General features: G+C 64.1%; 18 protein-coding genes and 1 pseudogene. 7 read left to right on the forward strand and 12 right to left on the reverse strand.

Going from position 1 to position 26,346, the window contains the following annotated elements:
- Positions 1-362 precede the first annotated feature (362 nt).
- On the reverse strand, positions 363-2,465 hold the full coding sequence (locus LN450_RS03830; protein WP_039417676.1) for a M13 family metallopeptidase: 2,103 nt from the start codon (positions 2,463-2,465) through the stop codon (positions 363-365).
- A 450-nt stretch (positions 2,466-2,915) separates the two neighbouring features.
- Between LN450_RS03830 and LN450_RS03835 the strand changes: the two genes are divergently transcribed.
- Positions 2,916-4,511, forward strand: coding sequence for a phytoene desaturase family protein (locus tag LN450_RS03835; protein ID WP_039417675.1), 1,596 nt, complete (start codon positions 2,916-2,918; stop codon positions 4,509-4,511).
- Positions 4,512-4,623: 112 nt separating this feature from the next.
- Here LN450_RS03835 and LN450_RS03840 read toward each other — a convergent pair.
- Positions 4,624-7,681 (reverse strand): annotated as a pseudogene (locus tag LN450_RS03840) (TonB-dependent receptor).
- Positions 7,682-8,041: 360 nt separating this feature from the next.
- Positions 8,042-11,032: a TonB-dependent receptor plug domain-containing protein gene (locus LN450_RS03845; RefSeq protein ID WP_011347965.1), complete on the reverse strand. Its 2,991-nt coding sequence runs from the start codon at positions 11,030-11,032 to the stop codon at positions 8,042-8,044.
- 335 nt (positions 11,033-11,367) lie between these two features.
- On the opposite strand from LN450_RS03845, the gene apbC reads away from it, so the two are divergent.
- Complete coding sequence (gene apbC, locus LN450_RS03850; RefSeq protein WP_008577493.1) at positions 11,368-12,219, forward strand: iron-sulfur cluster carrier protein ApbC; 852 nt, start codon at positions 11,368-11,370, stop codon at positions 12,217-12,219.
- A gap of 91 nt (positions 12,220-12,310) precedes the next feature.
- Positions 12,311-12,880 (forward strand): dCTP deaminase, encoded by a 570-nt coding sequence (gene dcd / locus LN450_RS03855; protein WP_008577495.1) that lies wholly within the window; start codon positions 12,311-12,313, stop codon positions 12,878-12,880.
- Between the two features lie 21 nt (positions 12,881-12,901).
- Here the strand turns inward: dcd and LN450_RS03860 are convergent, their stop codons facing one another.
- The 4 genes from LN450_RS03860 to LN450_RS03875 form a co-directional block, all read right to left on the reverse strand.
- Positions 12,902-13,087 (reverse strand): LiaI-LiaF-like domain-containing protein, encoded by a 186-nt coding sequence (locus LN450_RS03860; protein ID WP_008577497.1) that lies wholly within the window; start codon positions 13,085-13,087, stop codon positions 12,902-12,904.
- A gap of 410 nt (positions 13,088-13,497) precedes the next feature.
- Complete coding sequence (locus LN450_RS03865; protein WP_008577498.1) at positions 13,498-13,665, reverse strand: LiaI-LiaF-like domain-containing protein; 168 nt, start codon at positions 13,663-13,665, stop codon at positions 13,498-13,500.
- A 27-nt stretch (positions 13,666-13,692) separates the two neighbouring features.
- A complete protein-coding gene (locus LN450_RS03870; protein WP_008577500.1) occupies positions 13,693-14,127 on the reverse strand; it encodes an HIT domain-containing protein in 435 nt (144 codons plus the stop codon).
- On the reverse strand, positions 14,124-14,786 hold the full coding sequence (locus tag LN450_RS03875; RefSeq protein WP_011347964.1) for a dienelactone hydrolase family protein: 663 nt from the start codon (positions 14,784-14,786) through the stop codon (positions 14,124-14,126). The genes LN450_RS03870 and LN450_RS03875 overlap by 4 nt, the downstream gene beginning before the upstream one ends.
- Positions 14,787-14,966: 180 nt before the next feature.
- On the opposite strand from LN450_RS03875, the gene rimO reads away from it, so the two are divergent.
- Positions 14,967-16,343: a 30S ribosomal protein S12 methylthiotransferase RimO gene (gene rimO / locus LN450_RS03880; protein WP_011347963.1), complete on the forward strand. Its 1,377-nt coding sequence runs from the start codon at positions 14,967-14,969 to the stop codon at positions 16,341-16,343.
- 323 nt (positions 16,344-16,666) lie between these two features.
- On the opposite strand, the gene greB is transcribed toward rimO, so the two are convergent.
- Positions 16,667-17,173 carry a transcription elongation factor GreB gene (greB, locus tag LN450_RS03885; RefSeq protein WP_011347962.1) on the reverse strand — a complete coding sequence of 169 codons (507 nt, stop codon included), beginning with the start codon at positions 17,171-17,173 and terminating at the stop codon, positions 16,667-16,669.
- Between the two features lie 111 nt (positions 17,174-17,284).
- Here greB and LN450_RS03890 point away from each other — a divergent pair, with 111 nt between their 5' ends.
- A complete protein-coding gene (locus LN450_RS03890; protein ID WP_011347961.1) occupies positions 17,285-18,751 on the forward strand; it encodes a rhomboid family intramembrane serine protease in 1,467 nt (488 codons plus the stop codon).
- Positions 18,752-18,888: 137 nt separating this feature from the next.
- On the opposite strand, the gene LN450_RS03895 is transcribed toward LN450_RS03890, so the two are convergent.
- Positions 18,889-20,163 carry a DUF4013 domain-containing protein gene (locus LN450_RS03895; RefSeq protein WP_011347960.1) on the reverse strand — a complete coding sequence of 425 codons (1,275 nt, stop codon included), beginning with the start codon at positions 20,161-20,163 and terminating at the stop codon, positions 18,889-18,891.
- Positions 20,164-20,517: 354 nt separating this feature from the next.
- On the opposite strand from LN450_RS03895, the gene nudK reads away from it, so the two are divergent.
- Positions 20,518-21,138, forward strand: a complete 621-nt coding sequence (gene nudK, locus LN450_RS03900) for a GDP-mannose pyrophosphatase NudK (protein WP_011347959.1) — start codon at positions 20,518-20,520, stop codon at positions 21,136-21,138.
- Between the two features lie 50 nt (positions 21,139-21,188).
- On the opposite strand, the gene LN450_RS03905 is transcribed toward nudK, so the two are convergent.
- Positions 21,189-22,694 carry a helicase HerA-like domain-containing protein gene (locus tag LN450_RS03905; protein WP_011347958.1) on the reverse strand — a complete coding sequence of 502 codons (1,506 nt, stop codon included), beginning with the start codon at positions 22,692-22,694 and terminating at the stop codon, positions 21,189-21,191.
- Between the two features lie 292 nt (positions 22,695-22,986).
- Here LN450_RS03905 and LN450_RS03910 point away from each other — a divergent pair, with 292 nt between their 5' ends.
- Positions 22,987-24,570 (forward strand): transglycosylase SLT domain-containing protein, encoded by a 1,584-nt coding sequence (locus LN450_RS03910; protein WP_011347957.1) that lies wholly within the window; start codon positions 22,987-22,989, stop codon positions 24,568-24,570.
- A gap of 256 nt (positions 24,571-24,826) precedes the next feature.
- Here LN450_RS03910 and asd read toward each other — a convergent pair whose 3' ends face one another.
- Both asd and LN450_RS03920 read right to left on the reverse strand, forming a co-directional pair.
- The gene (gene asd, locus LN450_RS03915; protein ID WP_011347956.1) at positions 24,827-25,669 is read right to left on the reverse strand and encodes an archaetidylserine decarboxylase; all 843 of its coding nucleotides are present in this window, start codon (positions 25,667-25,669) and stop codon (positions 24,827-24,829) included.
- Positions 25,666-26,316: an SCO family protein gene (locus tag LN450_RS03920; protein WP_008577518.1), complete on the reverse strand. Its 651-nt coding sequence runs from the start codon at positions 26,314-26,316 to the stop codon at positions 25,666-25,668. Before LN450_RS03920 ends, asd begins: the two co-directional genes overlap by 4 nt.
- Positions 26,317-26,346: the final 30 nt, after the last annotated feature.

A 26,346-nucleotide genomic window follows, 5' to 3' on the forward strand; every position in this document is an offset into this window, starting at 1 on the left:
GCCGAGCATAAGCGGACCCATCACCAGGGGGCGCGTGCGTTGAGTTTTGTTGAGGCTTGCATGCAGGCGCGATTGCAGATCGCACCGCATTGCAACTGGTGTTTGCGGGTCTTGCGTAGCCTGCGCTTGTGGCGAGCGCAGCGACGGCGTCGCAGCAGGATGCGCGTTCTACCCGTTGGTCGGCATCGGTCTGGCAGCGCGTGCGTGCAGGAAAGATCATCCAGTGCAGGAGCATGGCCTGCCTCGGTTATTGGTGCCGGCTGGCGGATTTGGAGAAAGACGCTGCGGCAAATACGGGGTGCACAACGAAAACAGGCGGCCATCTTTCGATGGCCGCCCGTGGTTTTACCGCGCTTGCGCAATTACCAGATCACGACCTGCTTGTCGCCCTGACGCACCATCGCATCGCCCGCCTTGCACGAGAACGCGGCGGCGAATGCCGGCATGTTCGACGGTGCGCCGATGGCGCGGAAGTTCGCCGGTGCATGCGGGTCGGTCTTCAGGCGCACGGCCAGTTCTTCCGGGGTGAAGTTGCGACGCCATACCGTGGCCCAGTTGAGGAAGAAGCGCTGGTCGCGGGTGATGCCGTCGGTCTTGGGGTCGTCCTTGCCGGCAGTGGCGGCCTTCATGGCGTCGTAGGCGGTGTTCAGGCCACCCAGGTCGGCGATGTTTTCGCCCAGGGTCAGGTCGCCCTTGACCTTGTCGCCGGCCGGCGTGCGGTAGCCGTCGAACTGCGCCACCAGCTTGCCGGTGCGTGCCTTGAACGCGTCCAGGTCCTTCTGCGTCCACCAACCCGGATCGGGGATGAAGTTGCCATCGGCGCCGAAGCGGCTGCCCTGGTCGTCGTAACCGTGGGTCATCTCATGGCCGATCACTGCACCGATGCCGCCGTAGTTCATTTCCTCCGGTGCATTCGGGTCGAAGAACGGCGGCTGCAGGATGGCGGCCGGGAACACGATCTCGTTTTGCAGCGGGTTGTAGTAGGCGTTGACCGTCTGCGGGCTCATGCTCCATTCGGTCTTGTCCACCGGCTTGCCGATCTTGGACAGGTTCCACTTGTAGTTGAATTCCTGCGCGGCCATCACGTTGCCCAGGTAGCTGTCGCGGCCGGTGCTCAGGCCATTCCACTCACGCCACTTTTCCGGGTAGCCGATCTTGGGCGTGAAGCTTTCCCACTTGGCGATGGCCTTGGTCTTGGTCTCCGGGCTCATCCAGTCCAGCTTTTCGATGCGGGCCTTGAGCGCGGTACGCAGATTGGTCACCAGGGTTTCCATCTTGGCCTTGGAATCGGCCGGGAAGGCAACCTTGACGTACAGCTGGCCCAGCGCTTCGCCTGCCTGGCCGTTGATGGTGGCCAGCACGCGCTTCCAACGCGGCTTGATTTCCTTCTGGCCGCGCATGGTCTTGTTGTAGAACGCGAAGTTCTCATCGACGAACGGCTGGCTCAGGAACGGCGAAGCGCCATCGACGGTGTGGAAGCGCAGGTACGCGCGCCAGATCGTCGGGTCGGTGTCGGCGATCATCTTGCTCACTTCCTGATGGAAGGCGGGGATCGCCAGCGAGAACATCTCCGGCGTGGCCACGCCCTGCGACTTGAAGAACTCGGTCCACGACCAGTTCGGGGTCAGCTTGTCGGCCTCGGCGGGGGAGATCGGGTTGTAGGCCAGCGAGGCGTCGCGCGACAGCTCGGTGCTGGTCTTGGACACCTTGGCCAGGCGGGTTTCGAACGCGACCACTTGCTTGGCCTGCGCGGCGGCATCGGCCGCGGCCACGCCCGACAGCTCCAGCACCTTGGCAATGTGCGCCTGGTAGGCCTCGAGCTTGGCCTTGTTGGCGGGGCTGGTGTAGTACTCCGGGTCCGGCAGGCCCAGGCCGCCCTGCATGGCATAGGCGATGTTCTGGCTGGACTTCTTGAAGTCCGCTTCGGCGCCGAAGCCGAAAAGGACGTTGTTGCCCTTGGCCGCGCTGCTGCGCAGGTAGTCCACCAGCTTGGCCTGGTCGCTGATCGCGTCGATGGCGGCCAGTTCCGGCTTCAGCGGCTCGATGCCCTGCGCGTTGATCTTGGCTTCGTCCATGCCGGTCGACCACAGGTCGCCGACGATCTTTTCCACACCGGTGGCCTTGCTGTCGGCTGCGGCCTGTTCCACCAACTGCCGCTGGATCGCATTGGAGCGCTCGTCGAGCATCTCGAACGCGCCCCAGCTGGTGCGGTCGCTCGGCACCGGGTTGGCGGCCAGGAACTTGGCATTGGCGTAGGCGTTCAGATCGGTACAGGCGTTGCTGTTGGGGTCCAGGTCGGCCGCGGTGAACTGGTTCACTGCCGGCAGCTTGCTCTGGTCCAGGGTCAGCGTCTTGGGCGCTGCCGGGGTAGTGGCCGCAGTGTCGCCCGCAGGAGTCGCAGGTGCGGTGTCTTCGGACTTCTTGCAACCGCTCAGGGCGGTGGCCACGGCCAGGGTCAGCGTCAATAAATGAGGTGTACGAATCACAAAGGACTCCGGAAGCATCGATGGGAAGCCCCGTCGCCGGGGCCGTGGCCGGCACTCTACGCCTCGCCAGCCGGATGGCATGGTGTCGAAGGTCATGGGTGCGGGGCGTAGAGGGCCGGGCGAGGCACCAGCTTTTGGGGCGCGGGGGTACCGAACATCCAGTGAGCCGGCCCGCCATGGCCAGCAGGCAACGGCGGTACTGTCGATGTCACACAACCTGCAGCTGTCGGCTGGAGGTGTCGGCGTGGTCACCCCCGAATCACCCAGCGGGGCACTTGCTGGCAACCACCAGCGGCACTGTGCAGCGGCCGCTCTTCGCCTACCACCTGCGCGCGCCGCCGCAGTGCTGCATTGTTAGCGGCGGGCAGGCGCTCATACGCTGCCGTTGACAGATGGTGGGCGCAGATGAGCGGTGCTATATACCAGTGCATGCCCGTCGCCTCTGAACCCCTGGATGCACTGATCATCGGCGCCGGCCACAACGGGCTGGTGTGCGCCGCCTATCTGGCCAAGGCTGGTAAACGGGTGCTGGTGTTGGAAGCGCGCGACGTGGTTGGCGGTGCGGCGGTGACCGAGGAGTTTCATCCCGGTTTCCGCAATTCGGTGGCGGCGTACACGGTGTCGTTGCTGCAACCCAAGGTCATCGCCGATCTCGCACTGGAGCGCCATGGCCTGCACGTGGTGCCGCGACGTCTCAAAAATTTTCTGCCGTTGCCGAACGGTGACTATTTGCTTGCCGGGGCAGGGCGCACGGCACAGGAAGTTGCCAGGTTTTCAGCGCGGGATGCGGCCGCATTGCCCGCCTACGAAGCGCGGTTGGAGCAGTTGGCCGACGTATTGCGTGCGCTGGCCTTGCAGCCACCGCCTGATGTCACCGATGGCGGCTGGCTACAGGCATTGCCGCAGCTATGGCGGGCAGGCAAGCTCGGGCTGCAGTTGCAGGGCCTGCCGCTGACACTGCGCCAGGAGCTGTTGGACCTGTTTACGATTTCAGCGGCCGAATATCTGGATCGCTGGTTCGAAAGCGCGCCGATCAAGGCCTTGTTCGGCTTCGATGGCATTGTCGGCAATTACGCCAGTCCCCACACGCCGGGTACCGCATACGTGTTGTTGCACCACGTGTTCGGGCAGAGCAACGGGGTCAAGGGGGCATGGGGCCACGCCATCGGTGGCATGGGTGCGATCACTCAGGCCATGGCCGCCAGCGCGCGCGAGTACGGCGTGCAGATCCGTACCGGCTGCGTGGTGGAGCGCGTGTTGGTGGAGCAGGGGCGTGCGGTCGGTGTCGTCACGACCGGCGGTGAGACGATCCACGCCCGCGCGATCGTGGCCAACGTCAACCCGAAACTGCTGTATCAGCGCCTGATGCGGCCAGGCGACGTGCCTGCGACAACGCGCGAATGTATTGCCCATTACCGCTGCGGGTCGGGCACCTTCCGCATGAATGTCGCACTCTCGCGCCTGCCGGACTTCACCGCGTTGCCCGGCGACGGCGATCACCTGACCGCCGGCATCATCATGGCACCGAGCCTGGACTACATGGACCGCGCCTGGCATGACGCGCGCGCGTTGGGATGGTCGCGTGAGCCCGTGGTCGAACTGCTCATTCCCAGCACCCTGGACGACACCCTTGCGCCGCCTGGTCAGCATGTCGCCAGCCTGTTCTGCCAGCACGTGGCACCGCAACTGCCCGATGGCGGGCAGTGGGACGATTATCGCGACGAGGTGGCCGATCTGATGATCGCAACGGTCGAGCGCTACGCGCCCGGATTCGCGGCATCGGTCCTGGGCCGGCAGATCCTCAGCCCGCTCGATCTGGAACGCATCTTCGGCCTGGTTGGCGGCGACATCTTTCACGGCGCCCTCAGCCTCAACCAACTTTTCAGCGCGCGCCCGCTGCTGGGGCAGGGTGCCTATCGCGGCGCGGTGCCGGGGTTGTATTTGTGCGGGTCGGGCACGCATCCGGGCGGTGGTGTGACCGGTGCACCCGGACATAATGCGGCGCGGGTGATTTTGGGTGGGTGAAAGCTCACCTTAAGACACTCGACGCATAAAAAAAGGCCTCTGAAACCAGAGGCCTGGAGCAAGAACATCCACTGCAACGAAAGCGCCATTTAGACGCTTCCGTTGCCGACGATCAGAAGTCGTAGGATGCCGAGAGACGAACGAAGCGCGGCGTATTGAAAGAGAACGTATCGGTTCCGATCCCGTAGGTGTTGGACACCGTGGAGGGTGCGGTTTCGTAGACACCGTTCACGCGCAGCACGTCTCGCTGGTTGAGCACGTTGAAGACCTGCAGTCCCAACGCCAGCTTGTGGTCGGCGAAGCTAGGACGGTAGGTCACGCCCAGATCCAAGTTGGTTGTCCAAGGCGTGCGGCCTGCATCGCCCGGACGCGACGGCTGACCACCGCAGTAGTGATATGCCGAGCCATAGCTGATCGGATCGCTCTCGTCGGTGCCGAAGTAACCAAGGCAGGATTTTGGCGTTCCGGACATGACACGCAACGTGGCAGACGCCATCCATTCCGGCGTCAGCTGATAGGCGCCGAAGGCCTTGAGCTGATGACGACGGTCGTTGGCCAGGCTGCCGCCGGCGTAGTACATGAGAGCCGCGGCGTCCCAATCCTGGGTCTTGGACACATCGGATTGACCGATATCCGACTTCACCTGCCCCTCGGTGTTGCCGTAGCTATGCGACCAGGTGTAGTCGACGCGGCCATACCACTTCTCATCGAACGGGTGTTCCAGGAACAGGTCGACGGCAACATAGTTACGGCGTGCTTTGTCGGTGAAGCCCCAATCGGACTGGGACATACGCACGCTGGTGTAGCCAGAACCATCGACATTGCGCAGATTGTAGGTGTTGGTCTGGCCGGGGTTGAACATCACACAGCCGGGAATGCTGACAGCATCCGCATCGCCGCCCTGAGCGGTCAGCTTGTCGCCGATCTTTGCGGTGTCGCAGACGTCGTCGATGGCCGACTGCAGTTTGCGATAGGTGAACTTGGCACCGGAGTTCCAACTTGAGCCGAGCGTCTTTTCGAAGCCGATCAAGAATTCGTCCTGGTACTGCGACTTGAGATCCGTCGGAGCAAAGGAGTTCGGATCGGGAGCCTGGCCGTACTCGCCGTTGGAAGACACCGGGCCAGGGCCAAGCGAACGCAGGCCGGTGGGCTCGCCATTTGCGTCGATACCGGTGTAAGCGAAGTATTCGTCGGTGTAGGTAGACGCCGACGCGCCACGAATCGCTACGCTGTTAGGCAGCGCGAGGTAGTAACGCCCCAGATTGGCGAACACCTTCAACGAGGAGTCGCCGAAAATGTCCCAGCTGGCGCCAACACGCGGTGCCCATTGGTCGCCGCTGTCAACATAAGCAACATGGTCGCTATTGAAGTTGGTGAACTTATCGTTGCGGATGCCGAGCGTCACCAGCCAGTTGTCGCTGACTTGCCAACGGTCTTCCAGATAATAGGCCTTCTGCTCCACGGCCATGCTGGTCGTGGTGGTGAAGATGCGGCGCTGCGCGTAGTAGCCATTACCGCCGGAAGGACCGACTCCCAGACCGGGTCGGATGGCTTGCGTAGGATCGGTTTGGCGACCGTAGATCCACTGATAACCGGGACCGGTAGTACGCACGCCTTCGTTGTAGGCATTGAAGTACATGTTGTCCACGCCAGCGGTCAGGTCGTGGTCGCCCAAACGGTATTCCAGTTCTACACGAAGGCTGCGCGTTTTGTTCGTCGGGTCGTCGGCTTTGGCGCGGTTGGTGGTCTGGTTGTTGCCAATCGGTTGCCCGCCAGTGATCGCCGGATCCTGGTTGGTAAAGCTGCCCAGGAACGGCAGGTCGGAGACCAGCTGGTTGAATTGCTTGTTTTCCTGTTTGCTGCGCCCCCACGTGGCACTCAGCGTCAAGTCATCGGTAATGTAGCCGGTGTACTTGAAGATGTCGTAAGTGTCCTTGATCTTGAACGTATCCGGGTATGTCCCGGTCGCTTCGCCGCCGGAAAGGCTGTCGTAATCGAAGGATGTGTAATACCCGGAACGGCGATCGGTGTTCTGAACGCGCGTATATTCCAGGATGTTGTTGTCGTTGATGTTCCAATCGATCTTGCCGTAGAACTTGGGCGAGCTGTAGTCGTAGTTGTTGCGCGCCTGGGTGCTGTCGGTGACCGCATTGGTCGTTACTCCGTCGGTCTTATCGGTTTCGCCGGCGACAAAAATAAACAACTTGTCTTCGATCAGCGGACCACCGGCGTAGGCGCTATACACCGTACGGGTCTGTGTATTGTCCTTGCCGCTGCGATAGAGCGTGCCCGGTTGAGTAGGATCGGTGTACCCGAAATTCGTGGGCAAAGTAGCGTTCGGGAACCAGACATCGCCACGCGAACTTGCAAGCGCCTTCGGCTCCCACACCGCCTGTGCACCGAAGTGCCACTCGTTGGTGCCGCGCTTGCCCACCTGGCTGATCACGCCGCCGGTTGAACGGCCGTAGCGCGAGCTATAGCCACCGGTATAGGTTTCCTGCTGGTCGATAGCGCCGTAAGGCAGGCTGACGCCGCCCAGATTGCTCAGTGGATTGCTGACGTTGAAACCATTGATGTGATAAGCATTTCGGTGACGCCGGAACCGCCGAAAGAGACCACCGAGCGCGAACCGTTATTGAACGCGCCGCTACCAGCCACCGCACCCGGCGCAAGCAACGCAATCGCTTCGGCGCTACGCCCCAGCGGCAAGGTGGCCAGCTGCTCGGAGGTAATGACCGAGCGCGAGCTGGTAGAGCTGACATCGATCTTCGGTGCGTTGGCGGCGGTAACGGTGATCGCACCGAGCGTGGTTGCATCGGCGTTGCTGCCCGATGCGGCCGCGCCGGCGAAGGACACTTCAGTGCCTGAGCCAACGCGCAACTGCACGTTCTTGCGGGTGTCGACGACCTGGTCGCCGCGCTTCAGGGTGACGGTGTAGGCGCCCACCGGCAGGGAGCCGAGGTTGTAGCGGCCATTGGCATCCACCGTAATGGTGCGGCTGAGCCCGGTGTCGCTCTGCACGACGATCGTGCTGCCGGCTTCAGACGGGGCGCTGCCGTAAATGCTGCCGGTGGTGCTTTGCGCGTAGACCGCGCCGTTGGTTAGGCATGCACCGAGCACGACGGCGAGAGCGGTGCGTTGAGGACTTGGCGACGAAACTGATTGCTCATTCCTGACCTTTCAACTGGAGTTCGGATAGGGCGGTCATCGGGGAGTCAGATGGCCTTAACCCGAACGTAATGAATGCCTGCTACCGAGTGCAAGCGTCTGACACGATTTGTTAATGAAATAACCCAAATCCGCATCGGAAATGAGGAATTCGGCACAAAGTGGCGTTGTATTGCACACGTAGGCAAACGACCTGGAGCGGCGCTCGTGAGTTAATGGTTACGTTCGATACAGATTGCCTGATGTAATTGGCGTGTTCGAAGGTTGTTGGGTGGTCTGCGCAGCGAGTGATGATCCATCGCGTTGCCAAACCGCAAAAAAAAGCCCCGACAAGCGGGGCTTCTTCTACACGCGTGAGGCCATCAGAATCGCACTGTCGTGCCCAGGTAGAAGAACCGGCCCACGTTGTCATACAGCGCAGAGGTGAAATCCGAGCCGAAGTAGTTGCGCGGCGGATCCTTGTCGAAGGCGTTGTCGATGCCCAGGTATACGTCGATCTTCGAGCCGGGGAATTGATAGCCGAACTGGAAGTTGTGATAGACGTACGAGCCGTTCTTGATCGGGCTGGCCGAGCCAGGGTTGCTGTTATAGCTCTCTGGTGTCACCCGCAGGTTGCCGTCCACATAGTTCATGTCCCACGACGCGCGCCACTCGTTCCAGTTGTACTTGGTCTGGAACTGCGCACGCCAGCGCGGGTCGGTCACGTAGGTCACGTACTCGTCGTATTCGGCCGGGAAGTCCTGGAACACCCATTCGCGCGACTGGATCAGGCGGGTGCCGACGAACCGCAGCACGGTATTGCCTCCGCCGATCTGGAAGCGGTAGTCCATTTCCAGATCCACGCCCACGCGACGCGAACGGGCAAGATTTTCGTTGAGCGCCTGCCACCCGATGATGCTGTGTTCGGGATAGATGCGCCCCTGCGGATCGGTGAAGCCACCCAATGGTGCGCGCTGCACGAAGCCGCAAAAGCTGTTGCCGATGCCTCCGGGGTTATCCACGCAACGGGTGGCATTGGTTTCCGCGGTCACTGCGCCGATAGCGTCGCGCAAGTCGATGCGCCAATAGTCGATCGACATGCCGAACCCTTCGAAGAACTCCGGCTGCCACACCAGGCCGTACGACAGGCTGCGCGCGCGCTCCGGCTTCAATTCCGGATTACCGCCGCTCACGCCGGGGCGAGTGGAGGTAAAGGTATCGATCCAGCCCACCGGAATGCCCAGCGCGCTGCAGTTGGCCTGACGCAACGCCACATCGCCGGCGGTGCCGGGACGGTTGATATTGGTGGGCAGGTAATTGCAGGGGTCGTTGATGGTGGCGAAGTTTTCGCTCTGCGAGTCGTACAGCTCGCCAATGCTGGGCGCGCGCACGGCCTGTGCCAGCGTGCCACGCAACCGCAGCGACGGGATAATGGTCCAGTCAAGACCGACATTCCAGGTCTTGGTCGAGCCGATACTGCTGTAGTCCGAATAGCGCCCTGCAACGTCCAGCGCCAAGCGATCCACGCCCGGCAGGCCGGCCAGCAACGGGATGGTGCTTTCGACGAACACTTCCTTGACGCTGTAGTCGCCGCCACTGTTCGGGATGGCGTTGAGGAAGGTCGCGCCCGACGCAGCCAATGGGTCGGTGACTTCCTCGCTCTGTTCCTTGCGGTATTCCACGCCGCCAGCGAAACCGATGTCGCCCGCCGGCAGCGACAGCAGGCTGCTGTTGGCCACCGAGGCGCTGAATACGGTCTGCTGGATCTTGGCTTGCGAGCGCGCGGTGGTGTTGAACCATGCAGCCGCTTCCGGAGTGACCGCACCATTGCCGAACACGCTGAAAGGCACGCAGCCCTCGCGTGCCAGCGCCGAGTACACGCGGCCGGTGTTGGGGTTGACCGCAGTCGGATCCAGCGTGGTGCGGCAGACGATGTTGCCGCTGGCATCGCGTGCGGCGTCGATGCCGGCCTGCCAGCGTTCATTGATGCGGTTGTTGAGGTTGAGGCGGTCCACCGTGGTCTTGCCGTAATTGGCAGACACATCGTAGGTCCAGTTGTCGGTCAGGTTGCCTTCGGCGCCGAGAACCGCGCGGTAGGTCTTGCGTTCGATGTTTTCGCCGCGGCGGCCGGCATCGACGTTGAAGCGGTTCATCAGGATCTGCGTGGCGCCGCGCGAATCCATCAGGGCGCCGAGCTCGGGGCTGACGTACGGGTTCTGGCGGCGCACGCGCAGCGAGCTGTCGAATGCCGGTTGGCCGAAAAATTCCGAATCGGTTTCGCTGTACTTGCCTTCGAAGAACACGCGATGGTTTTCGCTGATCTCGAAGTTGACCATGGTGTTGACGCTTTTACGATCGAAGCCGGGTTGCAGATCGGCCACCGCATTGAGGTCGACAAAATCGCAATCCACGCACGAAGTGTTGCTCACCACGGTGCCGTCGTAACGGTTGCGCCGGAAGCTGCCGTCGTCGTTGAACACATAGCGGTTGCCGTAGCTGGCCGGGTTACGGAAATCGAACGTGCCCAGATTGAAGGTGCCGCCGTAGGAGGTCGAATGATTGCCACCGGGGCCGCTGAGCACGTTTTGCGGATTGCTTTCGCTCGGCGGACGGGTGGGGTCGAAACCGGGGTTGGGCACACTCACCAGATACTCGCGGCCGATGGCGCGGTTGCCGCGACCGAAACGATCTTGTTTGCTGTATTCGCCGGACACCGCGATGTTGCCGCGACCGCCTGCGAAATCGGTACCGACAGAAAAGCTGGCAAATGAGCGGTTGTAGTTGCCTTCGTCGGCCAGGCCGGTCTGCGCGCGCGTTTCAAAACCGGTGAAGGATTTCTTGAGGATGAAGTTGACCACGCCGGCCACCGCGTCGGCGCCATACACCGCCGATGCGCCGCCGGTGATGACTTCCACGCGCTCGACCCATTCCACCGGAATGGTGTTGACGTCCACCGCAGTCGAGCCTGGGCTTGAGCCTACGTGGCGACGCCCGTTGACCAGCACCAGCGTGCGGTCCACGCCCATGCCGCGCAGGTCGAGCAGGCCCAGGCCGGCGGTGCCGATGAAGCGCGTGGAGTTGCCTAATGTGTAGCTCGGTGCCAGTGCCGGCATACGCGCCATCAGGTCGCTGATGGTGGTCGCACCGGTGGCGCGGATTTCTTCGGCGCTGATGGCCGTCACGGGCGAGGGCGTGACAAAGCCGGTACGCGCAATGCGCGATCCGGTGACGGTGACCTTGTCCAGATCGGTCGTATCAGGCGCGACGCCATTTTCGGATTGGGCGGCAGCATTGCCCGCAGAGGCGGCTAGTACGCCGAAAAGTGCAGTGCTGAGGCGATGGCGACGGGTGCGTTGCGAGGTACGGCTCGACATGATTTCGCGGATTCCTTGCTGGGATTCGATTTGCACAGTTGGGTTCGCTGAGCACCAGCTGAACCGCATTTTGACCGTAACAATTCTTTAATCTTGTGTCCATCTCTGCGAAATTTGTCAGTAAGTGTCACGTGCGAGCTGCACGTGCGTCTGTGTCGCGTTGGCAAACAAGGCGGCTGCGTCTGATCGAGCCGGTACACTCACGCCCTCTTCGATGCGGCGCAAGGCGATGCTTGAGTCGCTCGCGGTAGCACACGACAAACCGGGTAGGCGATGAACACGATGGCGAAAAGTGGTTTCTTGGCGACGCGCGCGGTTGCGCAGGCGGTTGGCGCATGACGGGCGAACGCAGAATCGCCGCGCACGCGGTGCAGGGCACGTTGGCGCCGCATTCGCGCATCCGCAATGTGATTGCGGTGGGGTCGGGCAAGGGCGGCGTGGGCAAGTCCACCACTGCGGTGAATCTGGCACTGGCGCTGCATCAGTTGGGCGCGCGCGTCGGCGTGCTGGATGCCGATATCTACGGCCCCAGCGTGCCGGCAATGCTGGGCCTGAGCGGGCGGCCGGACAGCCCGGACAATAAGTCGATCGAGCCGCTGCGTGCATTCGGGATCGAGGCGATGTCGATCGGCCTGTTGGTCGATCAGGACACCCCCATGATCTGGCGCGGGCCGATGGCGACGTCCGCGCTGACCCAGTTGTTCAACGACACCCTGTGGGACGACCTGGACTATCTGCTGATCGACCTGCCGCCGGGCACCGGCGACATCCAGTTGACACTGTCGCAGAAGATTCCGGTAGCCGGTGCGGTCATCGTCACCACGCCGCAGGACATCGCCACGCTGGACGCGCGCAAGGCCTTGAAGATGTTCGAAAAGGTCGAGGTGCCGGTGCTCGGCATCGTCGAGAACATGGCGGTGCATACCTGCGGCAACTGCGGCCACCGCGAGCATCTGTTCGGCGAAGGCGGCGGTGAGCGCATGGCGGCGCAGTACGGCGTGCCGTTGCTGGGGTCGTTGCCGCTGGAGATCGCAATCCGTGAGCAAGGCGATGCCGGCCAGCCGGTTGTGGTGGCCGCGCCAGAGTCGGTGGCAGCCAAGGCCTACCTAGCGGCGGCGACGCGGCTTGCCGAGGAACTGGGCAAGCGCCCACGCGCCAGCATCCCGATCTCTGCATCCCTGCTGTAGCGCATCGGGCCGGCGATGCCGGCCGCTGGTAGAATTCGCCGTCTTCGCGCGGGCCGCTCGGCCCGCCGCCTTCCGTCTTCAAGGAACACGCATGAGCATCAAGAGCGACCGCTGGATCAAGCGCATGGCCGAACAGCACGCGATGATCGAGCCGTTCGAACCCGGCCAGGTCAAGCACGATGCTGCCGGGCAGCGCATCGTCAGCTTCGGCACTTCCAGCTACGGGTACGACGTACGCTGCTCGCGCGAGTTCAAGGTCTTTACCAACATCAACTCGACGATCGTCGATCCGAAGCACTTCGATCCCGGCAGCTTTGTCGATATCGAATCGGATGTCTGCATCATTCCGCCGAACAGCTTCGCGCTGGCGCGTACGGTGGAATATTTCCGCATCCCGCGCGACACGCTGGTGGTATGCCTGGGCAAGAGCACCTACGCACGTTGCGGCATCATCGTCAACGTGACCCCGCTGGAGCCGGAGTGGGAAGGCCACGTGACCCTGGAATTCAGCAATACCACGCCGCTGCCGGCGCGCATCTATGCCAACGAAGGCGTGGCGCAGATGCTGTTTTTCCAGTCCGACGAAGTGTGCGAAACCTCGTACAAGGACCGCGGCGGCAAGTACCAGGGCCAGACCGGCGTGACCCTGCCGCGGACCTGATGGGTGGCGCGGCCGTGGCCTTCAGCAGGTCACAGCCGCCTTCTCGCGGTAGCGCAGCAATTGGCGCACACCGGCGGCGATCAGGAACACCGGCCACCAGGTCGCGATCAGGTTGCCCACATCCATATGCGCCAATCCCAGGTTGTCCAGCAGAAACAACGCGCCCAGGACGATCAGGAACAGGGCAGGAATCAGACGGTAGTTCATGGCGACATCCTCGGTTGGTGTGAGGCCATGCTGCGCTCGATGCGCCCGTCAATCAGGTGCCGGAAGTCAACAGTTGCGGATGACAGTCGTCATGTTGCATCGCCAGTGAGTGCCTCAAGTGCGGTGATGCGTGATCAGGGCAGGCGACGCGGGTCTGGGCTGTCAGTGTTCGGTTATGTGGGGCGGGGCCGGAAGTGCCAGCTCAGACTAGCCGTCGGTAAATGCACGAGGCTTCGCCCGTACCCTCATCCGAACCTTCGGGGCACCTTCTCCCCCATAAAGGAGGACAATGTCCCCAGGGGAGAAGGAAGCTGCTGCATGCCACCGCAGAAGATAGGTCGTTAGGGCCATTAGCAGCCAGATACCGCTGCTGCGATTCGCCAATCCCGACTCCCGAATCCCCGCCCGACCTACTTCCCGCGCCCGAACAGCATGCCAATTCCGCACGCAACCAGTGCGGCCGGCCACCAGGTGGCGATCAAGCGACCGATACTGAGATTGGTCCAGCCCAGGTTGTTGGCCAGGAACAGCAGGCCGACGAGGATCAGGATCAGCGCGGCGACGACATTGGATTTCATGCGGGAGACTGGTTGAAAGACAGGTGCCTATCGTAGCCGTTGCGCCCACGCCGCGACATGCTGCTGCAACGCCTCGGCCGCAAAGCGCTGCGCACTGCCGCTGCCCCAGACGGGCCCGGGCCAGGCGGCATCGCCGGGGTGGCGGCCGACCAGATGCACATGCAGCTGCCGCACGATGTTGCCCAGCGCGCCGATATTGAGCTTGCCCACCCCGGGTTCGGCGCGCAGCAACTGCGAGAGCTGGTTGATTTCGGCCAGCAACAAACGCTGCTGGCCGCCATCCAGATCGATCCATTCACTGACATCGGCCACCCGTGGCACCAGCACCAGCCACGGGAAGCGGGTGTCGTCCATCAGCCGCACCTGCGACAGCGGCCCGTCGGCCACGAACACACTATCGGCCGCCAGGCGCGGGTCGAGCTGGAAGTCGCCCGCAGGCCTGTCCGGTGCGGTGTCGCTCATCCCAGGTGCGCCGCGAAGAAGCCCAGGGTGCGCTCCAGTGCGCGCTCGGCACTGTCGGCGTCGTAGTGGGTGGGGTCGATGCTGCGGTTGAAGGCGTGCCCGGCCGGGTAAACGAAGGTTTCCATCTGCGGCAGCTTCTCGCGATGGGCCTGGATCGCCTCGGGCGGAATGCTGGCATCGCGCTCGCCGAAGTGGAACATCACCGGCGCCTTGGGGGTTTCGTCCAGCAGCTGGGTGTTGCGGCCGCCGTAGTAGCTGACCGACGGCAGCCCCAGGCGAATGGCCGACAGCAGCGCGACGGAGCCGCCCCAGCAGTAGCCCACCGTACCGACCTTGCCGGCGCGGGTGAGCAGGGTGGCGGCAGATTTCACCACCTCCACGGCGCGCTCCAGGCCGACCGCGTTGGCCAGCGCCAGGCCCCGCTGCAGGCTCTGCTGGTCGTACGGCAACTGCACGTCCTTTTCTTCCAGGTCGAAAAAGGCCGGTGCCAGCACCTCATAGCCGCGTGCGGCGTAGTCGTCGGCCACTGCGCGGATATGTTCGTTGACGCCGAAGATTTCTTGAATCACCACCAGGCCGCCGCGCGGGCTGGAAGCGGGTGTGGCGTGCCAGGCGGCAACCTGGCCGTCGGGGGTGTCGAGCGTGGTCCAGTGACCCATGGAAACTCCTGCTGCAGTCCGGGGAGGCGCGCATTATCGAACGGATCGGCGGGGGCGAAGGTGAGGGTTCCGCTAAGATGACCCCGCTTGCGCGGCATGCGGTTCAGAGCGTCGCCCCCGCGCCGCTATAATTGACCCGCTCAGGCCCCAGGCCGCTCCGCTTCCCAGGCTCCTGCTTCCATGTCCCAGCTGAACCCTAAAGTCGGCTTCGTCAGCCTTGGCTGCCCGAAGGCGCTCGTCGATTCCGAACGCATCCTCACCCAGCTGCGCGTGGAGGGGTACGACATCGTGCCCAGCTACGACGCTGCCGATGTGGTGGTGGTCAATACCTGCGGCTTCATCGATTCGGCAGTGACCGAATCGCTGGACGCGATCGGCGAAGCGATGAACGCCAACGGCAAGGTCATCGTCACCGGCTGCCTGGGCAAGCGCCCGGAGCAGATTCGTGAGGCGTATCCGCAGGTGCTGGCAGTATCCGGCCCGCAGGACTACCAGAGCGTCATGGAGGCAGTGCACGCCGCGTTGCCGCCGCGTCACGACCCGTTCGTGGACCTGGTGCCGGACTACGGCATCAAGCTGACCCCGCGCCATTACGCTTACTTGAAGATTTCCGAAGGCTGCAATCACCGGTGCAGCTTCTGCATCATTCCCTCGATGCGCGGCGATCTGGTCTCGCGTCCGGTCGATGAGGTGCTGCGCGAAGCCGAGCGGTTGGTGCGCGGTGGCGTCAAGGAATTGCTGGTGGTGTCGCAGGACACCTCGGCCTATGGCGTGGACCTGAAGTACGCCGAGCGTCCGTGGCGCGACCGCATGTACCAGACCCGCATGAAGGCGCTGTGCGAGGGGTTGTCGGAGCTGGGCGTGTGGACGCGCCTGCATTACGTGTACCCGTATCCGCACGTGGACGATGTGATTGGGCTGATGGCCGAAGGCAGGCTGCTGCCGTATCTGGACATCCCGTTCCAGCACGCCAGCCCGCGCATCCTCAAGTTGATGAAGCGCCCGGGCGCGGTGGAAAAAACCCTGGAGCGCGTGCAGCGCTGGAAGGCGATGTGCCCGGAGATCACCGTGCGCTCGACCTTCATCGTCGGTTTCCCCGGCGAAACCGATGCCGAATTCGAATCCTTGCTGGACTTCCTGGATCAGGCGCAGCTGGACCGCGTCGGTGCGTTTGCGTATTCGCCGGTCGATGGCGCCAGCGCCAACGCATTGCCGGATCAGGTGCCCGAAGAAGTGAAACACGAGCGCCTGGCGCGCTTCATGGCCAAGCAGGCGCAGATCTCTGCGTTGCGCCTGGAATCCAAGATCGGCAGCGTGCAGCAGTGCCTGGTGGATGTGATCGAAGACGACATCGCGGTGGCCCGCTCGCGTGCCGATGCGCCGGAAATCGATGGGCTGGTGCATATCCAGAACGGCGGCGAGCTCGGCTTGAAGGTGGGCGATCTGGTCGATGTGGAAATCACCGACAGCGACGAGCACGATCTGTTTGGCGATGCATTGCCGTCTGGCCCCGCGGTGCAGCAGCCAGGGCGGACATTGAACCTGCAGATCGTTTAGCCGCAGCAGGATGCCGGCTGGCCGATGGCGTCGGCGCTCCCGACTGTGCCGAACCGTCGGCGCACATGCCGCGGTGGGCACGCCAAGCCGTAGGAGCGTGCCTGAGCGCGACGAGGCTGGCGACGCGCAGCCGCCCCCGGCACGACGCGCTGCGCACCAACATCGCCTGTGGGCATGACATCGCCGCATGAGGGTGGTCGGGGCGCGAGCGTATCAGCAGGTCACGCGGCAGTCCTGGGGCACTGGGTGTTCGGTTCTCTGTGGCCTCGATTACCGCCGTTGCCGATGCACGCGCCAGAATCGCTTCGCGCGCTGTATATCCCTTACAGCGGCACGTACTGCACCGACACCACCACAAACGTGTGCTTGCCGGCCGGCAAGTGCGCGTCGAATTCGTCGTCCACGCGCTTTTTCAGCAGTGCGCGCGCCAGCGGCGAATCGATGCTGATCCAGCCGCGTCCGGCATCGGTTTCGTCCGGGCCGACGATGCGGTAGCGCAGCAACTCGCCGCTGTCGGCATCTTCCAGTTCCACCTGTGCGCCGAAGAACACCGCGTTCGCGTCGGTGGGTGCGGTGTCCACCACGCGCAGCGCTTCCAGCCGCTTGCTCAGATAGCGTACACGCCGATCGATTTCACCGAGCTGCTTCTTGCGATAGGTGTATTCCGCATTTTCAGAGCGGTCGCCTTCTGCGGCGGCCGCCGCAAGGGCACGGACTACTTCGGGCCGCCGCACGCGCCACAAGTCGTCCAGCTCGGCCTTGAGGCGGGCATGGCCTTCGGGCGTGATCAGCGCAGTGCTTTTCTCGGCAGGCGGGCGCCAGCGGCTCATGGGGCAGGCAATTTCCAACGGCGGGGCCGCGATGCTAGCGCGCATGACGTGCTTGCGCATCTGCCGCCGCACAGCGAAGCTTTCCGCCATTCTTAAGACACGGACGTTGTCATGCTGATCATGCCGCTGCACAAACCCTGGTCGAGGCAGAACATCCCCTGGGTGACGCTGCTGCTGGTGCTGATCAATGTGGCGGTCTACCTGGGCTACCAGCGCAAGGACGACAGCCTGGTCGAGAGCGCCGTGCACTACTACGTGCACTCCGGCTTGGGCGCGCTGGAGGCCGATGCGCATGCGCGCTACCTGCAGCAGACCGCCAACGCCAAGTTGCGCGCGGCACGCCAGGCAAAATTGGACAGCGTGCCTAAACCGCAACGCATCGCGTATCTGGCGCACCTGACGATGCACGATGTCGCCTTCGAACACGCCCTGCGCAGCGGCACGTTGTTCAACGGCGACGCGCGTCTGCGCGAGTGGCGCGCATTGCGTGCGCCTTACGACACGCGGCTGTCCAGGATATTTACGCTGCGCCATGTGCAGCGCAGTTCCGAATGGTCGCCAGCGCGCATGCCGACTGCCACGTTCCTGCACGGCAGCTTCGATCATTTGCTGGGCAACATGCTGTTCCTGCTTGCCTTGGGTACCTTGCTGGAAGGCGCGATCGGCAGTGGCTGGTTCCTGGTGCTGTATCTGCTCGGCGGATTCGGCGCCAGCCTGGCCAGCTTGTGGTGGCGCTGGGGCGAGCCCGGTGGCGGTCTGGGTGCCTCCGGTGCCATCGCCGCGCTGATGGGCGCGTTCTGCGTGGTCTGGGGCGGGCGCAGGGTGCGTTTTTTCTATTGGTTTTTCGTCGTCTTCAATTACGTGCGCGGCCCGGCGATCCTGCTGTTGCCGCTGTGGCTGGGCTGGGAGTTGTATAGCCTGGCATCCAGCGACGACGGCGCAGTCGCCTTCGAGGCGCATGCCGGCGGACTGGTGAGCGGTGCGTTGCTGGGCGCCTTGCTAGTGGTGCTGCGGCAAACTCGGCCAGAATTTATGCAGGAGGGCGACGCGGTTGCGGTGGACGATCGCTGGGAGCGTGCGCAGCGCCATCTGGGCCGGATGGAAAACGCCGAGGCCGAACATTTGCTGGCGGAGTTGGCGAGCGAGCAGCCGCACAATCTGGAGGTTGCGCTTGCGCGCTATCGCGCTGCGCGTCATGCAGGGCGCAGCCAGGACAGCCTGCGCCATGCCGAGACGCTGCTGGCCCTGCAGACCCATAGCGCCGAACAGACACGCATCCAGCTGGCAGTTGCCGCCGAACTCAGTAAGGCCAGGATTGCCTGCAGCCCGACGGCGCGCAGGGCGCTGATCGCTGCGTGCATGCGTAACGGCCTGTTGGCCGATGCCGAGCGTCTATTGAAGGAAAGCGAATTGAGTACGCCGCGCGATGAATTGGCCCAACAATGGTTCGTGCTTGCCTTGCGTCACGGTGAGCTGCAGGACGGTGCGCAGCGCACGCGCTTGCTGCGCCAGCTGCTGGATCAGTTTCCCGAGCAGGGACAGGCCAAAAAAGCACGCTTTTTGCTCGAAAACGGTTGAGCGGTTTCTGCCCAACGCGTGCTCTTTGACTCGCGCGGCGCCGGGCGGGCAAGGGCCGGTCGCGTTGGCTGACATGCATGGTTCGGAGCTTGATGGGATCTGTCTGCCTGGAAGCTGCAGAACGGATCCTCAGCCGATCACGCCGGCTGAATCGTCACCGCTTTCAGTGCCGCGTCCAGCTTCGCGCGTAGTGCTTCGTCGTCGCAGCGATCCTTTGCGTTCTGCAATACGACGCGCGCCTGATCATCGCGCCCGAAGCGCTCGGCCAGCAGCACGCCGGCGTCCAGCGACCAGGCAGGCAGCATCGGGTCGCGCGGCCACGCAGCAATGGCGGCCAGCAGGCCATCGGTGACCAGTTGGAACTGCCCGGCCATCCTTGCGCGCTCGGCCAGCAGGTTGGCCTGCTCGGGCGTCAGCGGCGTAAACGTGGGGTCGATGTCCAGCGCTTCGCGCTGCAGCGCGAGTGCACGCCGTTCCTGCTTTTCCTGCAACAGGCGATTGATGTATTGGCGAGTGTGTTCGCGCAGCTCGTCGTTGCGATGGTGTTGGCGCAACAGGCGCTGATACAGCTCGTGCACCGCCAGGCTCACCGCGCGCGAGCGCACCGCGCCACGCAGGGCCTGAAAGGCTTCGTCGGAATGCCCGTCGCGCACGTACTGTTCCGCTTCGTCGAGCAGGCGCTGGTCCGGGTCGCTGCGTTCGTGCGCATCCGCGCCACTGGGCACATAGCCCAGCTCCTCGTGGTACTGGTACACCAGATACCCCAGCAGGTGAAAGCTGGCGAACAGCGTCCAGATCGAGGTCACCATGACCGTCGCTTCGCGCACGAGCGGCGGTAGGTATTTGGTAGCGAAGAAGACCGCTGCCGCGCCGCTGCCCTGGATCACGTAGAGCAGGCCGTAGGCGGCCAGATACGGCCAGCCGATCCGTAGCGCCATGTCGATGGAGACGGCGGGGTTGAGCGCGCGGCGCAGGCTGCCGTCGATGGCCAGCGAGATCAGCATGCCAGGCAGCAGCAGCATGGTGCCCAGATAGGCGATGGTCAGGCCGAACGGGCCGGCGATCACGGCTCCTACGCCGATCACGATGCCCAGCGCGACGGCCAGCAGGATCAGACGCAGTACCGCGCTGTCGAAGCTGTTATAGCCCAGGCGTGGCGCATCGGTCTGGCCATCGGCGGTGTGGCGCAGAATGTCGAAGGCATAGGTATAGGTCGCCATGCCCAGCACACCGGCAATCACCAGTTTCAGGATGCCCGGCAGCACCAGCAAGGCGCTGCACAGCGTCAATGCGATCAGCGCATACAGCGCCGAGCCACGCAGCGGGTAGGTGGCGATGGCGGGAATGCGGGTCCAGAACGGTGCAGGCGCAGCCTGCGTGGCCACCTTGCGTGCGCGAAAACGGTCTTCCATGACGCTCCCCAAGCGTGTGATGTGAAGGGATTGTGCGGGGCCGCGTGTCGCTGCGCAATTGGGGGAGGGCAAGCCGACGAACCCGGATCGCCAGCGACCGGCGATATGTTGCGGGCATGGTCTGGATACTGCTGGCCAGGCCGTGCGTCAGTGCCGGCCTTACATCGAAGCATGCAGTGTCAGACAGCACCCTAAGCGCATCGGCAGACCTTCGACGCGGTGCGTGCGTGATTGCCTGAGGTTCAACCTGAGCGACAGGTAAAATGGTGGCCCGCCGCACTATCGCGGCCCTACGAGCGACCGTGCGCGCCGCAACCGTGGCACTGCCGTCGCTTGCATCACAAGGAGTGTCGCTTGATTCCCTCTGCCACCGGCAACCCGCAGGTCCGCATCCGCAGCATCGATGTGCTCTCGGACAATTGGTATGTGCTGCGCAAGGTCACGTTCGATTTCCAGCGCAAGGACGGCCGCTGGCAGACCTTGTCGCGCGAGGCCTACGATCGTGGCAATGGCGCCACCATTCTGCTGTACAGCCGCGCCAAGCAGACGGTGATGCTCACCCGCCAGTTCCGCCTGCCGACGCTGCTAAATGGCAACCCGGATGGCATGTTGATCGAAGCCTGTGCCGGCCTGCTCGACCAGGACGATGCGCTGACCTGCATCCGCAAGGAAACCGAAGAGGAAACCGGCTACCGGATCGACAACGTGCGCAAGGTATTCGAGGCCTTCATGAGCCCTGGCTCGGTCACCGAACGCCTGTACTTTTTCGTCGGCGAATACGTCGACGGCGACAAGGTCAGCTGCGGCGGTGGACTCGAAGAAGACGGCGAAGAGATCGAAGTGCTGGAGCTGTCACTGGATGCAGCGCTGGCGATGATCGGCTCAGGGAAGATCGCCGATGCCAAGACCATCATGCTGTTGCAGTACGCCAAGTTGCATGGCGTGTTGGAGTCCGTTCACGCCAACACGCGGTAGCCCTTCACGGCGACGGTGTCATCGAGACGTGGCAGCGGCGATCAAGCAGATCATCGCTTCCCGCCAAAAATGCTACCGAAGATGCCGCGCACGATCTGCTGCCCGATCTTGTTGCCCACCGTGCGCGAGGTCTGCTTGGCCATCGCTTCCAGCATGCCCTGGCGGCGGCGGGTGCCGAAGACCGCGTCCTTGACCGCCTGACCGAAGCCGCTGTCGTGCGCGTCGTCATCTTCGCGAGTGCGGGCAGGTGGGGCTGCGTTGTGTTCGGCGGCCTGTTCGACGCGGCGCGCCAGCAGTTCGGCAGCCGATTCGCGGTTGATCGCGGTGTCGTAGCGGGTGCCGACCGGGCTTGCCGCGCGCACCTGAGCGCGTTCGGTTTCGCTGATGGCGCCCATGCGGCAGCGCGGCGGTGCGATCAACGTCTGCTGTACCGGCGCCGGCACGCCCTTGCCCTGCAGCGGCGACACCAGCGCCTCGCCGGTGCCCAGGCTGGAGATGGCGGTGGCGACATCGAGCTTGGGATTGCCGACGAAGGTCTGCGCGGCAGTCTTGACCGCCTTCTGGTCGCGCGGCGTGTAGGCGCGCAACGCGTGCTGCACGCGGTTGCCGAGCTGGCCAAGGATATTGTCGGGAATGTCGTCGGGAAACTGCGAGCAGAAATACACGCCCACGCCCTTGGAACGAATGAGGCGCACCACCTGCTCGATGCGCTGCACCAGCGCCGCCGGCGCATCGTCGAACAGCAGGTGCGCCTCGTCGAAGACGAACACCAGTTTGGGTTCTTCCAGGTCGCCCACTTCGGACAAGCGTTCGAACAGTTCCGACAGCAGCCACAGCAGGAAGGTGGAATACAGCTTCGGCTTGAGCACCAATTGGTTGGCAGCCAGGATGCCGATCACGCCACGGCCATCCGGCGCGACGCGCATCAGTTCGGCCAGCTCCAGCGCAGGCTCACCGAAGAACTGTTCGCCGCCGTCCTGGGACAAACGCAGCAAGGCGCGCTGGATGGCGGCAACCGATTGGCTGGACACCAGTCCGTAACTGGTGGAGAGCTCCTTGCGCTCTTCGACCACCAGCGCGAGCAGCGCGCGCAGGTCGTCCAGGTCCAGCAGCAGCAAGCCGCGGTCGTCGGCCAGCTTGAACACGATGTCGAGTACGCCGGACTGGGTGTCGTTGAGTTCCAGAATCCGGGCGAGCAGGGTGGGGCCCATCTCGCTGACCGTCGTACGTACCGGGTGCCCCATCTGGCCATACAGGTCCCAGAACACCACCGGGTTGGCGGCCGGGGCGTAGTCGGTCATGCCCAAATCGTTGGCGCGCTGCAGCACGCCGGGCGCGCCATCGCCAGCCACGGCCAGGCCGGCGACATCGCCTTTCACGTCCGCCAGGAACACCGGAACGCCCAGCCGCGAGAAGCCTTCGGCCAGCGTCATCAAGCTCACGGTCTTGCCGGTCCCGGTGGCGCCGGCCACCAGCCCGTGGCGGTTGCCGAAGCGTCCTTCCAGCACTACAGGGATGTCGTCGGTGACGCCTTTGCCGAGCAGGAACGAGGCCATTGCGCTGATCCGGTAGGAAAGGGCCGATTCTAGCGGGCAATCCCAGCGGGCAATGCCAACCGGCAACGCGGCAGATCCTGGCAGGCAGGCTGGGTCGAACGGGCGACGCACGCACGCCGCGCGGCAGCCGCAGACGCACTCGATCGTTCGCGTCGGTGCGCCGGTTTGCAGGTACTGCACGCATCGACCGCGCCCACCAAGCTAACGGCCCACTGACCCCGGTGGCCTCGCTGCCTTGCCCCGATGTTGCCCCGGCAGCTACCCTGCCTGCCTTTCCGCTGTACTGCCTACGATGCCGCTCGCTCATTTTGGTTTGCGCCCATGGCCTGTCCTGGCTGTGGTGGCGCTGATGTCTGTCGTCCCCGCCGCCCACGCCATCTCCAAACGCGACACGGAGAAGGCCGCCGCGCTCGATGCGCGCATGGCCGCCGCCGAAAAGCGCTATCGCGATGCGCTGGTGCTGGTGAACAACTCCGACCCCAAGGGCACTGCCGAAGGCGATGCTGCGCTGGAGGACATGGAAGACATCATCGACGCCTGCATCAAGCAGCGTGGTTGCCTGGTGTCCAATCAGTTGGCCACCTACAAGCGCCTGCTCAAGGCGCGCGCCGATGCCGAGGCGCCGGCCGCCGAAGATCCGGAAGACGACGACACGCTGCTGCAAGCCGACCCGGACCATCTGGGTCCGGCGTCGAACGGCGTGCCCGAGGCCGCGCGTGCCGCCACGCTGCTCAACGACCAGCGCCACGAATTCGACAAGATGGTGCAGTACAACCCGGCCGTGCAGGCCGGTATCCGGCGCTGGCTCACCGATATGCGCCCGGCGCTGCTGACCAGCTACGAGAACTACAGCAACCTGCGCGGCGTGATGTGGCCGGAATGGCAGAAGCGCGGCCTTCCAGAAGCGCTGCTGTTCGGCATCATGGCCAAGGAATCCAACGGCAAGGTGCATGCCAGCTCGCGCGCTGGTGCCGCCGGGTTGATGCAGTTCATGCCCGCCACCGGACGTCGCTTCGGGCTGGGCCCGGACGGCACCGGCTTCGACACCCGCTTCGATGCACGCAGCGCCGCCGAAGCCAGCGCCGCCTACCTCAACGAACGCATGGCCGGACTCAACCGCAGCATCGAACTGGCACTGGCCGCCTACAACGGTGGCGAAGGCCGTGCCGCGCGCGTGTTCGCGCAGAGCGGCGGGCGCGGCTTCTGGGACCAGGACGTCTATAACCAGTTCCCGGCCGAAACCAAGGACTACGTGCCAATGGTGATCGCGGCGGCGTGGATCTTCCTGCACCCGCGTCAATACGGGGTGGACTTTCCCAAGCTCGATGCGCAGCCGGCCACGCTCAAGCTGGCCAAGTCGACCACCATCTACGAACTCACCATCTGCCTAGGCAGCATGGGCACACGCGACGGCTACATGCGTGCGTTGCGCAATCTCAACCCACGTTACGAATCCGATGGCTGGATTCCGGCCGGCACGGTCATCAATGCCACCAACCGCATCGTCAACCTCTACACCCGTTACTGCGTCAATGGCCCGCGTGCGGATCTGGCGCGCACCCTGATCACCGCCGATCTCAACAGCGCGATCGTGCGCAGCAGCAGCGCGCCCGAGTACGTGCCCAGCGTGGCGGTGGGCGATGTCAGCCAGATGGCCGGCGTCCCGACCACCGTCGCCACCGGTCAGCCGGCAGTGGCCAAGCCCAAGGCCAAGCAAGTGCGCAGCTACACCATCGCCAAGGGCGACACGCTCGGTCGCGTCGCGCAGAAGTACCAATGCGAGATCAAGGAGCTGGCCAAGGCCAACGGCTTGAAAGCGCCGTCGTATGCGCTCAAGCCGGGGCAGAGCATCAGGTTGGCGGGGTGCGATCGCTGAACCGGGCGCTGGTGTGCGAGGCCTTGTGGGGAAGGCCTCGTCGCGGCCAGGTTCGCTGCTACGTTGGCAGCGAGCGCACGACAAGCCTGGTTGCTGTGGGAGCGGACCCGGTCGCAACCAAACCATCCAAACAGCCCGTTTTATGCCGGATGTTCTTCATCCGAGGCTGAGCAGGATGGCGTGCGCGTAGGGGCGGCGTATCACCGGAAACGCCTGGTCGCGGCCAGGTCCGCTCCTACGAGGGCGGCGTTGCACTTCACTGACGACGCGCGAGTGCCTGGCCAAGACGAACCGATGTTTCGGCCGCTAGTCTGCCATCGAGCCTGGCCACACCCGGCGGCAGCAACACGATGACGGTCGAGCCGTAATTGAACCTGGCCATCTCCGCGAACTTCTCCAGCACGATGCCCTTGCCGCGGTAGTCCTTGCGCGTGATGCGGTCGCCGTAGCGCGGAATCTCCACGCCGCTCCAGACCGTCTCCACGCCGGAGACCAGCAGTGCCCCCACCATCACCGAGGCCATCGGGCCGAAATCGGTGTCGAAGTGGCAGACCAGCCGCTCGTTGCGCGCGAACAGGCGCGGCACGTTGCGTACGGCGTCCGGGCCCACGCTGAACAGCCGCCCTGGCACGTGCACGGTCTCGCGCAGGGTGCCGGTCCACGGCATATGCACGCGGTGGTAGTCCTTGGGCGACAGATACACGGTGGCGAACAGGCCGTCGTTGAACGGCGCCGCCGCGGCCTCGTCGCCAAGCAATTCTGCAGCAGTGAACGACTGCCCCTTGGCCTGGAAAATGCGGCCGTTCTCGATCGGGCCGAGCTGGCTGATGCGGCCGTCGGCGGGCATCAGCAACGCAGCCGGGTCGGCATCCGGCACGCGTGCGCCGGGCTTCAAGGCGCGGGTAAAGAACGCATTGAAGGTGGGATAGGCGCGCGGATCCGGCTCCTGTGCCTCGCTCAGGTCCACGCCGAACTTGCGTGTGACCGTGTCGATCAACCACTGCTTGGTGGCGGGTCTATCCGAGTAGGCCAGCGCGCGCGCCAGCGAGGACAGCAACCGGTGCGGCAGCACGTAGGTCAGGGAAGTGACAAGACTCACGGAGCGGTTACCTTGGTCAGCTGTTGGAGGTCGGCGGCAATCGCCTTCGGATCGAGCGGGGGGCGGATCAGCCCGGCCAGGCGGCCTTGCGGATCGAGCACGGCAATGCCGGCGGAGTGGTCCATGCTGTAGTCGTTGGGATTTTGCGCATAGCCTTTGCCCGGGACCTTCTGGAACACGAAGCCCAGCGCGGTGGCGAAGCGCTCCAACGCCGGCACGTCCGCCGTGGCGGCCAGGGTGTCCTTGTGGAAGGCATGTGCGTACTCGCCCAGGCGCGCGGGCGGATCGCGCTGCGGGTCCACCGACACGAACAGCACGCGCGGGCGCAGGCCATCGGGAATGCTTTCCCATTGCTGTTGCGCCACTGCCAGATCGGTCAAGGTGGTGGGGCAGACATCGGGGCAGAACGTGAAGCCCAGAAACACCAGCGTCCAATGCCCCTTGAGTTCGCCGGGCACCAGCTGGGTGCCGTCGGACTGGCGCAGGCTGAATTGCGGCAGCGGGCGCGGCTGCGGATAAAAGGTGATGGTCTTGGTGGGCGGCCATGGCGAACTGGGCGCGCCGCCAAGGAACTTCTGGCCCAGCAACATCCCCAGGCCAGCGGCCAGGGCCACCAGCAGCACGATGCCGGTATTGCGATTGAACATGGCGGTTTCCAGTGCAACGGACGCTCATGA

Source organism: Xanthomonas euvesicatoria pv. euvesicatoria (assembly GCF_020880415.1).
Taxonomy (GTDB): Bacteria; Pseudomonadota; Gammaproteobacteria; order Xanthomonadales; family Xanthomonadaceae; genus Xanthomonas; species Xanthomonas euvesicatoria.